This is a genomic window from Amycolatopsis sp. DSM 110486 (assembly GCF_019468465.1).
Taxonomy (GTDB): domain Bacteria; phylum Actinomycetota; class Actinomycetes; order Mycobacteriales; family Pseudonocardiaceae; genus Amycolatopsis.
In genome coordinates this window covers 5,635,713-5,649,019 of sequence record NZ_CP080519.1, presented here as the reverse complement: position 1 = coordinate 5,649,019, position 13,307 = coordinate 5,635,713, and the positions used below count along the sequence as shown (strand labels likewise).

Sequence of the window (13,307 nt, the reverse complement as noted above, 5' to 3'; positions counted from 1 at the left end):
CGTTGGGCAGGACTTGCTGAATCACGCGCGCGCGGGCGCGTACAGTCGTTCTTCGCCCTCGTGAGGCATCGAGTCGTTTAGGAGCGTTGCGTGTCGGAACCCCGGGTGAGACGGGCGGAGATCGCCGTCGAGCAGGCCCACGTGGATCGGGTCTACACCCGGCTCGCCGAGCTGCGGGTACAGGCCGAGGCGATGCGCACGAAGGGCTACGAGCTGGGGCAAGGCGCCCAGCGCGAGGCGATTTTCGAACAGGCCTCGATGCTTTTCGAACGCGACATGATGGTCTTTCACGCCAACCAGACCCTCCAGACGCTCGACGCCGAGTACGAGGGCCTCGTGTTCGGCCGGCTCGACCACCTCGACCGCGACCACATCTACGTCGGCCGCCTCGGCATCCGCGACAACGAGTTCGACAACCTCGTCACCGACTGGCGCGCGCCCGCCGCCGCGGCGTTCTACCAGGCCACGGCCGAGGAGCCGATGGACGTGGTGCGCCGCCGGGTCATCCGCTGCTCCGGGCAGAACGTGCTCGACGTCGACGACGACGTGCTGATCCCCGACGCCGTGCCCGAGGACATGCAGGTCGTCGGCGAGGGCGCGCTGATGGCCGCGCTCGGCCGTTCCCGCGGCGAGAAGATGCGCGACATCGTCGCCACGATCCAGAAGGAACAGGACGAGGTCATCCGCGCGCCGTGGCGCGGTGTCACCGAGATCACGGGCGGCCCGGGCACGGGGAAGACGGCCGTTGCCCTGCACCGCGCCGCGTATCTGCTCTACCGCCACCGCCGCCAGCTCGGGGGCGCCGGCGTGCTCGTGATCGGGCCGTCCGGGGTGTTCACCACGTACATCTCGCGGGTGTTGCCGTCGATGGGTGAGACGAACGTGGAGCTGCGCGCCCTCGGCGAGGTGCTCGACGGCCTCGCCGCCACCCGCCAGGACACCTCCGAGCTCGCCGCGATCAAGGGCTCGCTGCGCATGCGGAAGGTGCTGCTGCGCGCGTTGCGCGATACACCGCCGGAATCGCCGCAGGAGATGCGCATCGTCTACCGCGGCGAGGTGCTCAAGCTCTCGGCGCGCGAGCTGGAGAAGGTCCGCCGCAAGGCCCACACCCAGGGCGCACCGCCCAACCGCGCGCGCGTACGCACGGCCGAGCTGCTGCTGGGCGCGCTCGCCGACAAGGCCGAGGAGTACGCGAAGGCCGACGGCAAGCAGCTCGACCGCGCGGAGCTGATCAGCGACCTGGGCGAGCGCATCGAGTTCCACCGCTTCCTCGTCGTCTGGTGGCCAGTCCTGTACCCGGCGCAGATCCTCAAGTGGCTCGGCGACGAGAAGCGCCTCGCCGCGGTCGCGAAGGGCGTGCTCAACCGCCACGAGATCTCCCTCCTCTCCGCCGACTTCGCCGACCGTTCGCGCGGCTGGTCCGTCGCCGACGTCGCCCTGCTCGACGAGCTGCGCGTCCTCGTCGGCCCCGAACCCAAGCGGCGCCGCCGCCAGACCGTCCTCGAGGCCGAGCCCGAGCGAGGCAGCACCGGCGGCGGCACCCACCGGCCCGAGCACTACGACGAGTACTCCCACGTCGTCGTCGACGAGTCCCAGGACCTGTCCCCCATGCAGTGGCGCATGGTCGGCCGCCGCGGCAAGTACGCCAGCTGGACCGTCGTCGGCGACCCGGTGCAGAGCTCCTGGCCCGACCCCGACGAGGCCGCCGCCGCGCGCGACCAGGCCTTCGGCGTGAAGACCACCCGCCGCCGCTTCACGTTGCGCACCAACTACCGCAACTCCGCGGAGATCTTCGACCTCGCCGCGAAGGTCGTCACCGGCCACGCCCAGGCCGACGAGCTCCCCCGCGCCGTCCGCACCACCGGCATCGAGCCCGAGGTCCGCCCCGTCGAGGCCGGCGCTCTGGAAGGCGCGACGCAGGCCGCGGTGAAGGAACTCCTCGGCTCGGTCGAAGGCACCGTGGGCGTCATCACGGCCATGGACCGCGTCCCCGAGGTCAACGCCTGGTTCACCGACGAGACCGACGAACGCCTCAAGGTCGTCGGCAGCCTCGACTCCAAGGGCCTCGAGTACGACGCCGTCGTCCTCGTCGAACCCATGGATCTCGTCACCGAGTCCTCCACCGGCCGCCGCGTCCTCTACGTCGCCCTCACCCGGGCGACCCAGCACCTCATCGTCCTGGCCTCGAACCCGGACTGGCTGCCCAGCACCTGACCCTCCGCCGCCTTCAGGCATTTGCCTCTCAGCGGCGACGCCCCGGCTGGCTCGGCATCTCCGGTATTGGCCAGGTGATCGAGTCGACCGGACTCTCGGGCCCTGCACCCGCTGCGCTCCCGGCCTCCACCCCCGCCGCGCTCCCGGGCCCCGCCCGCCCAGGCCTCGCGCCCGCCGGGCTCCCAGGCCCCGCAGCACTGGCTGGCCGCGCGCCTCGGTCGGCGAGCCGCGCGGCCGCGTCCGGAATGGGTCGGGCGCCGGTTCGCCGCTGATCGGCGACACCCGCGCGACCCAACGCGGAATGACCTCGTGCCCAACAGGGCACGCTGCGCGTACAAGAGACCCGCACCCCATGGCCCGACCGTGAGGCCTGCCACAGGCAGGCCACGCACCCGCTCGCTCCGACTCGTCCGCGTCCGCGCCGTCTCGCCGGGGTCGCGGCCCCGACGACACGGCGCGACCCAGATTCGCCACTGATCGGCGACGGCCTCGCCTGCCGCGGCGACCAAGACACGCACCACCGAACCCAGCACTCCGGCAGAGGCCACGCACCCGAGTGGACCGTGGCCACAAGCCCGGCCCCGGCCCGACCACGGATTCGCCGCCGAGTGGCGAACCCCTCGCCACCCGGCGGCGAACCGCTGGTGCGTCCGATCTCGACCGAACGCCGGCCACCCGACCTTGACTCGCCGGGAAGGGAACAGCCGTCGTGTGCGTTACTGCTCAGCGTGAGTTCTCTGCCTGACGTCCCGCTGTCCGTGCTCGACCTCTCCCCCGTCTCGGACGGGCACGGGGTCGGCGAAGCGCTGCGCAACACCATCGACCTAGCCCGGCACGCCGAGCGGCTGGGGTACCGCCGCTACTGGCTCGCCGAGCACCACAACATGCCGGGCATCGCCAGCTCGGCCACGGTGGTGCTGATCGGGACCGTCGCCGACGCCACGGAGTCGATCCGGGTGGGGTCGGGCGGCATCATGCTGCCCAACCACGCGCCGCTCGTGGTGGCCGAGCAGTTCGGCACGCTGGAGGCGCTGCACCCGAACCGCATCGACCTCGGCGTCGGGCGCGCGCCCGGCACCGACCAGCGCACGGCGCTCGCGCTGCGCGGCCCCGGCGGGCTGTCCGCCGAGAACTTCCCCGAGCAGCTGATGGAGCTGCTCGAGTACTTCGAGAGCGACCCGGCGCGCGGCGTCAACGCCGTGACCGCCGAGGGCAACAAGCCGCCGCTGTGGCTGCTGGGCTCGTCCGGCTTCAGCGCGCAGCTGGCCGGCCGCCTCGGTGTGCCCTTCTCCTTCGCGCACCACTTCGCCGCCGAGAACACGCTGCCGGCTGTGCAGCTCTACCGGGAGAACTTCCGCCCGTCCGAGACTCTGGCCGAGCCGTACGTGATGCTCGGCGTGTCAGTGGTCGCCGCGGAGACCGACGAGCGCGCGCAGTTCCTGGCCGGCCCCAGCGGGCTGACGTTCCTCAGCCTTCGCCGCGGCCGCCCCATCGCGCTGCCGACGCCCGAAGAAGCCGCCGAGTACCCGTACACGGAGATGGACCGCGCGTTCCTCGCCGACCGGTTCGGCTCGAGCATCATCGGCTCGCCCGAGACCGTCCGAAAGGGACTCGACCAGCTCCTCGCCGACACGGGCGCCGACGAGCTCATGGTCACCACCATGGTCCACGGGCACCAAGACCGCCTGCGCTCCTACGAGATCATGGCGGACCTCAAGAACTGACGGCACGCAGAAGAGAGATCCCGGCCCGAGTGGCCGGGATTTTTCTTTTCCGTTCCCCGCACCTAGCTCCTCGTCGTCGCTCAGTGGCAACGGGACCGGCGCTGTGCACGACGCCCATCCGTCTTGTATCATTCACTTGATACAAGACAGGGGGATCACACCATGCAGCTCGACTCCGTGGTCGGCGTCGCGATCGCTTGCGGCCTGTTCGGCTTGGCCATCCTGTTCGTGCTCTGGCCAGGCCAACGCCAGGGCGCGCGCCTGCTCGCCAAATGGGGCTTGCCGGACGCAACCCCGGACCAGGTGTCCGTGGCCGTGCACTATCTGCGTCGCCGCAGGTTCTGGTATCCGTGGCTCTTCGTGGGCCTCCCGTTCATTCCCGGCGCGGCGGACTTCGCGAACTCCATCGACCTCAACGCGATCATGACCGTGCTCCTCCTCGGCGGGTTGATCGCCGAAGTGCTCGCGCAACGTCCGTCTCCGAGCGCGCGACGCGAAGCCGTGCTGGCGCCACGCGGCATCCTCGACTTCGCCCCGCTGTGGGCGATCGTCGTCTCCGCGCTGGCAGCGCTCGCCGCCGCGGTCCACCTCGCCGTGATCGGCGAATGGACGTTGTTCGGCATCACCGTCGCGGCCACCGCCGTCGCGTGGGGCGTGGTGCTCCTCGCCGTCCGACGGCCGGCCGCGGGTGATCCCGACGTCGACCTGGCGCTGCGCTGCCGGAGCGCACGCGTCGCGCTCGGGCTCGCCACCGGCATGTGCGCCTGGCCCGGCGGCAACTTGGCGTCGTTCCTGGCGTTCGTCGTCACGCTGGCCGCGTTCATCGCGATCGCCACGCCGCCGCGGAAACTGCCCGCGCCGGTGACGGCGAAGTAGATGCCGTTGCGAGTGACCGTCGACGCCAACAACGGCGTCGCGCCGTGGCGCCAGGTCCACGACCAGATCGTCCGCGCGATCGGCACCGGCGCGCTGCCGGTCGACGCCCGGCTGCCGCCGATCCGCCAGCTCGCCCGAGACCTCGGGCTCGCCTCCGGCACGATCGCCCGCGTCTACCGCGAACTCGAGGCCGCCGGCTGGGTGACCACGGCTCGCGCCAAGGGAACAGTCGTCACCAGCTCGACCGAGCGGCCGGACCGCGCCTCACTACTGCGCGATGCTGCCGCCGAGTACGCCCAGCGCGTCCGGGAGCTGGGTGTCGATCCTGAGGAAGCCGTCGACGCCGCGCGGGCAGCCCTGAGCGACGTTCCGCAGGACCAACAATGATCCCCTGAACCCGGCCGGCGAGCTTTTCGCCACTTCGCAGACCACATCCGGTACGGCTCGGGCACACCTCCTTCTGGCCGTACTCACTCGTGGTCGCGCACCGGGGCGAAGATCACCGCCGAAGCGGAATCCGCCCGTGGGCAAACGGGTTCAGTCCTGCAGCAGCACCCTCCCCACCGCGGCGATCACAGGCTCGAGGATCTCGAGCTCTATGCCCACGCACTCCGTGATCCCCGCGCCGATGACGTCCATTTCGGACAGTGCATCGATCGCCCGGACAAGCTCGCTGACCGTCAGCCCACCGGGCTCCGGGTAGTTGACGCCACCGAAGGACGCCGGGTCCAGGACGTCGAGGTCGAGGTGCAAGTACACCTGCTCACCGCCGGACTCACGCAGCGTCGCGACGGCATTGTCGGTGCGTACAGCCAAACCTCGGCCGATGGCCTCTTCCTCCGGGGCGTCGAAAGCCCGCGTGCCGAACAAGGCCACCCGGCCGGCTTCGACAGCCGGGCTCGCCGCGAACTGCTCGTCGCCTTCGCCGAGCAGCGACCGCAGCACCATGCCGTGGAACGCGCCCGACGGCGACGACGAGGCCGTGTTCAGATCGGGGTGCGCGTCGAACCAGGCGACGCCGAGCGCCGGGCCGTAGCGGTACCGCGCGACGCCGATCGGCACGAGCTCGACTCCGCAGTCGCCGCCGATCGTCAGGACCGGGCCGCCAGGTGCTTCGAGCGCGGCAAGTTGCGCCCCTCGGTTCGTGCCCGTGAGCACGGCCCGGTTGGCGACGCCCGACACCGCGTCGGAGGTTTCGGGGTCCTGGTGGATGTGGTGCACCGGCAGGCCGAGGACGTGCCCGGCCAGCTCGGAAAGCGCGAGGCAGCCCTCGACCAGTCCCCGTGCCCGGGGGCCGATCGCGCCCTGCCACTGCGGCACCGCGTTGATCAGCATGCGCCCGACGTTAGCGCGGCGACGCCGGTCGAGACGAGCCCATCACGGCGCGAACGGTCCATTCGCGCCGTGATGGCACGAACGGACCGTTCGCGACGGTCGAAACTGGCGCAGCGACGCGCTACTCGAGCACGATGAGGAGGTCCCCGCCCTCGACCTGCTGAACGGAGGTGATCGCCAACCGACCGACCTTGCCCGCCGCCGACGCGGTGATCGAAGCTTCCATCTTCATCGCCTCGATCGTCGCCACGGTCGCGCCGGCCTCGATCTGATCGCCTTCCGCCACCTGCAGCGTCACCACACCGGCGAAGGGAGCCGCGATCTGCTTCGGGTTGCCCTTCTCGGCCTTTTCGGTCGCGGGGACGTCCGAGGCGATGGAACGGTCGCGGATCTGGATCGGCCGGAGCTGGCCGTTGAGCGTCGACATCACCGTGCGCACACCGCGCTCGTCGGCCTCACCGATGGCTTCGAGCTCGATGAGCAGCCGGACGCCGGGCTCCAGGTCGACCGCGTACTCCTCACCCGGGCGCAGACCGTAGAAGAAGTCCTTGCTGGACAGCACACTCGTGTCGCCGTAGGCCTCGCGGTGGGCTTCGAACTCCTTAGTCGGGCCGGGGAACAGCAGCCGGTTCAGGGCCGCGCGCCGGTTGTCGGTGAGATCCTTGCGGTCCTCTTCGGACAGTTCCGCCACGGGCTTGGCCGCCGAACGGCCCTCCAGAGCCTTGGTGCGGAACGGCTCCGGCCAGCCGCCCGGCGGGTCGCCGAGCTCGCCGCGCAGGAAGCCGATCACGGAGTCCGGGATGTCGAACTTGTTGGGCTCGGCCTCGAAGTCCGCGGGTGAGACGCCGGCGCCCACGAGGTGCAGCGCGAGGTCGCCGACCACCTTGGACGAAGGCGTGACCTTCACGAGGTGGCCGAGGATCTTGTCGGCCGCGGCGTACATGGCCTCGATGTCCTCGAAGCGGTCGCCGAGGCCCAGCGCGATGGCCTGCGTGCGCAGGTTCGAGAGCTGGCCGCCCGGGATTTCGTGGTGGTACACGCGCCCCGTGGGCGACGCGAGGCCGGCCTCGAACGGCGCGTAGATCTTGCGCACGCTCTCCCAGTAGGGCTCGAGGTCGCCGATCGCCTGCAGGTCGAGGCCCGTGGTGCGGTCGGAGTGGTCGGTCGCCGCGACGATCGAGCCGAGCGACGGCTGCGAGGTGGTGCCGGCCATGGATGACACGGCGCCGTCGACCGCGTCCGCGCCCGCCTGGATCGCGGCGAGGTAGGTGGCCAGCTGGCCGCCCGCCGTGTCGTGCGTGTGGATGTGCACGGGGAGGTCGAACTCCTTGCGCAGCGCCGTCACGAGCTTCGCGGCGGCTGGTGCGCGGAGCAGGCCAGCCATGTCCTTGATGGCCAGGATGTGCGCCCCGGCGCCCACGATCTGCTCGGCCAGCTTGAGGTAGTAGTCGAGCGTGTAGAGGTTTTCGTGGGGATCAGAGAGATCGGAGGTGTAGCAGAGCGCCACTTCGGCGACGGCGGTACCCGTTTCGCGCACGGCTTCGATGGCCGGCCGCATCTGCTCGACGTCGTTGAGGGCGTCGAAGATGCGGAAGATGTCGATGCCGGTGGCGGCCGCCTCCTCGACGAAGGCGTGCGTCACCTCGGTGGGATACGGCGTGTAGCCCACGGTGTTGCGGCCGCGCAGCAGCATCTGCAGGCAGATGTTGGGCACGGCCTTGCGCAGCTGCTCGAGGCGTTCCCACGGATCCTCGGCCAGGAAGCGCAGAGCGACGTCGTAGGTGGCGCCGCCCCAGCACTCGAGGGACAGCAGCTGTGGCACGGTCGCGGCGACGACCGGGGCTACGGCCAGCAGATCCTTCGTGCGCACGCGCGTGGCGAGCAGCGACTGGTGGGCGTCGCGGAATGTCGTGTCGGTGACGCCGAGCATCGGCGACTGCCGCAGCCAGCGGGCGAAGCCGGCCGGGCCCAGCTCGGTGAGCTTCTGCTTCGAGCCGTCCGGCGGTGTCACGTCGGCGGGCAGCTTCGGCAGCTTCGCCGTCGCGTCGAGGGTGCGCGGGCGCTCGCCGTGGGGGCGGTTCACCGTCTGGTCGGCCAGGTAGGTGAGCAGGCGCGTGCCGCGGTCCGCCGAGTGGCGGGCGGTGAGCAGGTGCGGGCGTTCCTCGATGAACGACGTGGTGACGCGGCCTTCGCGAAAGTCCGGGTCGTCGAGCACCGCCTGCAGGAACGGAATGTTCGTGGAGACACCGCGGATGCGGAACTCCGCGACCGCGCGGCGGGCGCGGCCCACGGCGGTCTTGAAGTCGCGGCCACGGCAGGTGAGCTTCACGAGCAGCGAGTCGAAGTGGGCGCTGATCTCCGTGCCGGAGAACGCGGTGCCGCCGTCGAGCCGGATGCCGGAGCCGCCCGGGGAGCGGTAGGCGCTGATCATGCCGGTGTCGGGGCGGAAGCCGTTGGCCGGGTCTTCCGTGGTGATGCGGCACTGCAGCGCGGCGCCGCGCAGGTAGATCTTGTCCTGCGAGAGGCCGAGGTCGGCCAGCGTCTCGCCGGAGGCGATGCGCAGCTGGGACTGCACGAGGTCGACGTCGGTGACCTCCTCGGTCACCGTGTGCTCGACCTGGATCCGCGGGTTCATCTCGATGAACACGTGGTTGCCCTGGCGGTCGAGCAGGAACTCGACGGTGCCGGCGTTGCGGTAGCCGATCTTGCGCGCGAAGCGCACGGCGTCGGCGCAGATGCGGTCGCGCAGCTCGGGGTCGAGGTTCGGCGCGGGCGCGAGCTCGACCACCTTCTGGTGGCGGCGCTGCACGGAGCAATCGCGCTCGTAGAGGTGGATGACGTTGCCCTCGCCGTCGGCGAGGATCTGCACCTCGATGTGCCGCGGGTCGACCACGGCCTTCTCGAGGAACACCGTCGGGTCACCGAAGGCCGACTCGGCCTCGCGGGCCGCGGCTTCGATGGACTCGCGCAGCATCGCCGGGTCCTCGACGCGCCGCATGCCGCGGCCACCGCCGCCGGCGACGGCTTTGACGAACACCGGGAAACCGAGGTCGTCGGCCGCGGCCACCAGGGCGTCGACGTCGCTGGAGGGCTCCGACGAACCCAGCACCGGCACGCCAGCCTCGCGCGCGGCCTTCACGGCGCGCGCCTTGTTGCCCGTGAGCTCGAGGATTTCGGCGCTCGGGCCGACGAAAGTGATCCCCGCCTGCTCACAGGCGAGCGCCAGGTCCGGATTCTCCGACAGGAAGCCGTAACCCGGGTAGACCGCGTCGGCACCCGCCTTCTTGGCGGCCTTGACGATCTCCTCGACGGAGAGATAGGCGCGCACCGGGTGGCCGGGCTCCCCGATCTCGTAGGCCTCGTCGGCCTTCAGCCGATGGAGCGAGTTGCGGTCTTCGTGCGGGAACACGGCAACCGTGCCCGCCCCCAGTTCGTAGCCTGCGCGGAACGCTCGGATCGCGATCTCACCGCGGTTGGCCACCAGCACCTTGCGGAACATGCCCGGTCCTTCCCGTTTCGGATCGGTAGTGAAGGCACGTTACCCGGTTCTTCTCGCCCTCCGGGAGCTGAAGTCCAAGTGATGGACATCATGCGCGCCGACCTGCGTGCATGATGCGGGGATCCGGGGCTCGCCGCAACAGTCAGGACGTCGGTGCGGCCAGGGTGCAGAGCAAACGGTTGGCAGTGCCGGAAGGCACGTTTTTCAGCACGTCCGGGGTCGCTGCCTGCACCAACGCCTTGTCGACGTCGGCCGGCGCGGCGTCCGGGTGCAGGGATCGGTAGACGGCAGCGGCGCCTGCGACGACGGCCGCGGCCATCGACGTACCCGATAACGTGCCGACGTCCGACGAGCCCGCGATGGGCGCCGGGATGTCGACGCCCGGCGCGTAGAGGTCGACGGGCGTCCCGAAGTCTGAGAAATTCGCCACCTGATCCTGCACGTCGCTCGCCGCGACGGTGAGCGCGGCCGGGACCCTCGCCGGCGAAACCTGGCTGTCGTCTTCGCCGCCTTCGCCCGCGGGGACGACGGTGGGCATCACCGCGGCAAGGCCGGCCACGGCGTTGTCGAGCTGCTCGTTGGCGACGCCGCCGATACCGAGCACGGCGACGGCCGGTTGGTGGGCGTTCTGGGCGACCCAGTTGATGCCCGCGATGATGTTGTCGGTGGACCCGCCGCCGTCCTTGTCGAGCACGCGGACCGGGAAGATCTGCGCGGCCTTGGCGACGCCGTAGCTACGACCGGCGACGATGCCGGCGACGCGGGTGCCGTGGCCGTTGGTGTCGGAGGTATCGGCGCCAGTCGTCAGGAAGTCCTTGCCCGGCTGGACGCGGCCCTGGAAGTCGGGGTGCTTGGCGTCGACGCCGCTGTCGATCACGTAGACCGTGACGTCGGCGGCGTCGGATTCGTAGCGGTACTTCTGGTCGAGGCCCGTCCGTTGATCGATCCGGTCGAGCGCCCAGCTCGGCGGGTTGACCTGCGTGCCGCTGGCCGCGAGCGCGGGCGAGTTTCCCACCACCACCAGCAGGAACACCGTTGTCGCCGAAAAAAGACCACGAGCCGTTCGGTTCCGCATTCCTGCGTCGTATCCCGAGCGCGCGGCGACGGCAACTCGACGTCACACGATGGGCTGGTCCGTGTTTGGGCTCGAAATCCGGTTGCCCACTCGCCGGTGCGCGGCGAAAGTGATCATGGAGCGAACCAGGGGGAACGATGAGCGCCAACGCGTACGTCGCCGTTGTCCTCTACGAGGCAACGAGCGATTCGCCCGCGTACGAACCGCTGTACCGCGAAGACTTCGTGCTCGTGTACGCCGAGAGCGAAGAAGCCGCGCGCGAAGCCGTGACCCGGCGCGTCGAAGGCGAGACGGGCAGCCACCGCAACGAGCAGGGCGAGCTGATCACGTTGCGCTGCAAGCGGGTGGTCGACGTCGCGCGCGCCCTCGAGGACGACCTCACGCACGACGCCGACCTGTACGCCCGGCACTTCCGCGATTTCGCCGCCTATCGGCGATTCGAACCGCTGATGGCAGACTAGCTCCGGGGCACGTGGTCGCTGACGGACATCGTCGGCAGGTAGACCAGGGCATCGAAGGCCTGGACGACGTCCACCTGGGTGAACATGTGGGCGTGGCGCATGCTCGTCGGGCCCGCCACGCCTTTCGTGCGGTTGGTACGCAGGTCTACGAGGCAGGCGTCGGAGCCGGCGAGGGTGGCTTCGACGCTGTCGTCGCCCGGCGGCGGGAGCTCTTCGGTGTGGACGCGGAAGCCGAGGCGTTCGCCCTCGTCCGGGGTGAGGCCGCTGGTGGTCCCGGTGCCGGCGGTGACGCCGAGGGTGAAGTAGTCGTTGCCGAACTCGGCGGCCAGGTGCGTGCCGGCCGTGGGGAAGACCATGCCGGGCGCCGCGGCGAAGGGGACCCGCTGGAGGTGTCCGTTGTGGACCATCACGACGATCTTCGCGCCTTCGCCGTGCAGGCGGCGAAGCAGCTTCACTGTCGATGCCATGTACGTGTCGCGCGACGAACTCTGCATCGGCGGCGCGACGCCCGCCATCATCGCCGCCAGCTCGCGCAGGTACATGTCGATGCGCAGGGCGCCGAGGGCGTGATGCTCGGCGATGGCGTGAGCGTCCCGGTCGCGCCATTGCGAGTAGACGGGTGCCAGCGATTTCAGGTGGGACAGGAGGGCGGTGAAGGCTGCCGTCGCGGCGTCGCGCGCGGGGGCGGCCATCGCCGCGTAACGGCCAGGGGCGACGGCACTGCTGACGGACGCATACGGCTCCGAAGCGGTGAGGCCGGCCTCGACCAGCGGGAGTACGTCGGGGGCGACGTCCTCGAGGTAGCGCTGCACGGCTTTCAGCGCGGGCACGGGTGAGCCGCCGGAGCTCGGGACGTCGAGGCCGGCGTAGCGAACGCCGCCGTGGCCGCGGAGCCAGGTGAGCATGTCGTGCGCCTCGGGTGAGTCGCCGAGGGAGAAGGTGAAGCCGTCTCGCCCGATTTCGGCGACGTCACCCGGAGCGCCGCGCAGCCAGCCGTCGACGAGCTCGCCCTCAGCGAACCCCGACTCGAACCCGAGCACGGTAAAGCCGCGTTCCTCGACGAGGTGGCGCAGCAGCCGGTTGCGGAGCTCGCCGAACTCGCGGATGTGGTGGTTGTTCTCCCCGATCGCGACGATGCGCGCGTCTCCGATCAGGTCGGCGATCGATGAGACGTCGTCGGGCGAGAAAGGTGTGCGGAAGTCGAGGTCTGGCATACTGGGCACACTAACGCAACTGGAGTCGCACTTGGCAAGCGAATTGGCCGGAACCCGCCGACCGGGTGGGCGCACGGAACGCACGCGCCTCGCCGTGCTGCAGGCGACGCTCGACCTGCTCGCGGAGCAGGGGTTCACGAACCTCACGGTGGACGCGGTCGCCGACCGCTCGGGCGTGCACAAGACCACGATCTACCGCCGTTGGGAGTCGACGGACGGGCTCGTGGCCGCCGCGCTGCGCATGGGCACCGAACAGCCGTGGACGGCGCCCGACACCGGCTCCCTGGCCGGCGACCTGGCGGAGACGCTGCTGGAACTCGTGCAGTACTTCACCGAGCCCGGCCTGCGCGAGCTCCCGACGGCGTCGGTGCTGGCGGCCTTCCACTCCCCGCGTGCTGCGGAGGCGCTGCACGGGTTCTACGAGGACCGGCACGGCCGCTCGGTGGTGATGGTCACGCGGGCGATCACGCGGGGCGAGGTGCCCGCCTGGACCGACTCGGCGGAGGTCGTGCGGGTGGCGAGCGGGCCGATCTTCTACCGGTTGTTCATCTCCCGGGAGTCGGTGACGGCGGCTGACGCGCGGGTGGCAGCGGAGGCAGCTGCGGCGGCGGCGCGGGCGGGGGTTTTCGTGCGGGATGCGGCGGGTGAGGGCGCGGAATCAGGGGCTTGACGTCGGTGTCGCCGGTGAGTGGCAACGAGTTGTGGGCCGCGATGATCGTCGCCGCCGCTACGCAGCCCCTGCGGCGGCGGGAATCCGGCTTCTCCGAAAGAGTTCGGGTGACCACGACAGACCTCGGCTGCCGACTGTCTTGGCCCGAGATGTTCGAGGTGCTGAACACAAAGCCGGTGTTCCTGTGCGTGCGGGCGTTGCAGTCCTGACCAGGTAAAACCGGTGATCGCCGTTGAGGG

Annotated in this window: 11 protein-coding genes; 7 read left to right on the top strand and 4 right to left on the bottom strand. The window is 70.5% G+C overall.

The genetic code is table 11. The features are described 5' to 3' along the window. Positions 1 to 90 precede the first annotated feature (90 nt). The 4 genes from K1T34_RS27420 (at position 91) to K1T34_RS27405 (ending at position 5,201) form a co-directional block, all read left to right on the top strand. On the top strand, positions 91 to 2,214 hold the full coding sequence (locus K1T34_RS27420; RefSeq protein ID WP_220237665.1) for an ATP-binding domain-containing protein: 2,124 nt from the start codon (positions 91 to 93) through the stop codon (positions 2,212 to 2,214). 728 nt (positions 2,215 to 2,942) lie between these two features. Beyond that, on the top strand, positions 2,943 to 3,938 hold the full coding sequence (locus tag K1T34_RS27415; RefSeq protein WP_220237664.1) for an LLM class flavin-dependent oxidoreductase: 996 nt from the start codon (positions 2,943 to 2,945) through the stop codon (positions 3,936 to 3,938). A gap of 162 nt (positions 3,939 to 4,100) precedes the next feature. Further along, positions 4,101 to 4,814: a hypothetical protein gene (locus K1T34_RS27410; protein WP_220237663.1), complete on the top strand. Its 714-nt coding sequence runs from the start codon at positions 4,101 to 4,103 to the stop codon at positions 4,812 to 4,814. Continuing rightward, complete coding sequence (locus K1T34_RS27405; protein ID WP_220237662.1) at positions 4,815 to 5,201, top strand: GntR family transcriptional regulator; 387 nt, start codon at positions 4,815 to 4,817, stop codon at positions 5,199 to 5,201. A 150-nt stretch (positions 5,202 to 5,351) separates the two neighbouring features. Here K1T34_RS27405 and K1T34_RS27400 read toward each other — a convergent pair whose 3' ends face one another. From K1T34_RS27400 to K1T34_RS27390, 3 genes are all read right to left on the bottom strand, one after another. After that, complete coding sequence (locus K1T34_RS27400; protein ID WP_220237661.1) at positions 5,352 to 6,149, bottom strand: arginase family protein; 798 nt, start codon at positions 6,147 to 6,149, stop codon at positions 5,352 to 5,354. A 121-nt stretch (positions 6,150 to 6,270) separates the two neighbouring features. Continuing rightward, positions 6,271 to 9,648 carry a pyruvate carboxylase gene (locus K1T34_RS27395; RefSeq protein WP_220237660.1) on the bottom strand — a complete coding sequence of 1,126 codons (3,378 nt, stop codon included), beginning with the start codon at positions 9,646 to 9,648 and terminating at the stop codon, positions 6,271 to 6,273. 142 nt (positions 9,649 to 9,790) lie between these two features. Beyond that, positions 9,791 to 10,723, bottom strand: coding sequence for a S8 family peptidase (locus tag K1T34_RS27390; RefSeq protein WP_220237659.1), 933 nt, complete (start codon positions 10,721 to 10,723; stop codon positions 9,791 to 9,793). Positions 10,724 to 10,860: 137 nt separating this feature from the next. Here K1T34_RS27390 and K1T34_RS27385 point away from each other — a divergent pair, with 137 nt between their 5' ends. Then, positions 10,861 to 11,184, top strand: a complete 324-nt coding sequence (locus K1T34_RS27385; protein ID WP_220237658.1) for a DUF4288 domain-containing protein — start codon at positions 10,861 to 10,863, stop codon at positions 11,182 to 11,184. Here the strand turns inward: K1T34_RS27385 and K1T34_RS27380 are convergent. Continuing rightward, positions 11,181 to 12,398 carry an erythromycin esterase family protein gene (locus K1T34_RS27380; protein WP_220237657.1) on the bottom strand — a complete coding sequence of 406 codons (1,218 nt, stop codon included), beginning with the start codon at positions 12,396 to 12,398 and terminating at the stop codon, positions 11,181 to 11,183. The genes K1T34_RS27385 and K1T34_RS27380 overlap by 4 nt on opposite strands. A 31-nt stretch (positions 12,399 to 12,429) precedes the next feature. Between K1T34_RS27380 and K1T34_RS27375 the strand changes: the two genes are divergently transcribed. Both K1T34_RS27375 and K1T34_RS27370 read left to right on the top strand, forming a co-directional pair. Then, the gene (locus tag K1T34_RS27375; protein ID WP_220237656.1) at positions 12,430 to 13,068 is read left to right on the top strand and encodes a TetR/AcrR family transcriptional regulator; all 639 of its coding nucleotides are present in this window, start codon (positions 12,430 to 12,432) and stop codon (positions 13,066 to 13,068) included. A gap of 14 nt (positions 13,069 to 13,082) precedes the next feature. After that, the gene (locus K1T34_RS27370; RefSeq protein ID WP_220237655.1) at positions 13,083 to 13,277 is read left to right on the top strand and encodes a hypothetical protein; all 195 of its coding nucleotides are present in this window, start codon (positions 13,083 to 13,085) and stop codon (positions 13,275 to 13,277) included. Positions 13,278 to 13,307 lie beyond the last annotated feature (30 nt).

Excerpts from the sequence above, each read along its gene's own strand:
- K1T34_RS27410 (WP_220237663.1), top strand. The coding sequence starts at position 4,101 with ATGCAGCTCGACTCCGTGGTCGGCGTCGCGATCGCTTGCGGCCTGTTC.
- K1T34_RS27405 (WP_220237662.1), top strand. The coding sequence starts at position 4,815 with ATGCCGTTGCGAGTGACCGTCGACGCCAACAACGGCGTCGCGCCGTGG.
- K1T34_RS27400 (WP_220237661.1), bottom strand. The coding sequence starts at position 6,149 with ATGCTGATCAACGCGGTGCCGCAGTGGCAGGGCGCGATCGGCCCCCGG.
- K1T34_RS27395 (WP_220237660.1), bottom strand. The coding sequence starts at position 9,648 with ATGTTCCGCAAGGTGCTGGTGGCCAACCGCGGTGAGATCGCGATCCGA.
- K1T34_RS27390 (WP_220237659.1), bottom strand. The coding sequence starts at position 10,723 with ATGCGGAACCGAACGGCTCGTGGTCTTTTTTCGGCGACAACGGTGTTC.
- K1T34_RS27385 (WP_220237658.1), top strand. The coding sequence starts at position 10,861 with ATGAGCGCCAACGCGTACGTCGCCGTTGTCCTCTACGAGGCAACGAGC.
- K1T34_RS27380 (WP_220237657.1), bottom strand. The coding sequence starts at position 12,398 with ATGCCAGACCTCGACTTCCGCACACCTTTCTCGCCCGACGACGTCTCA.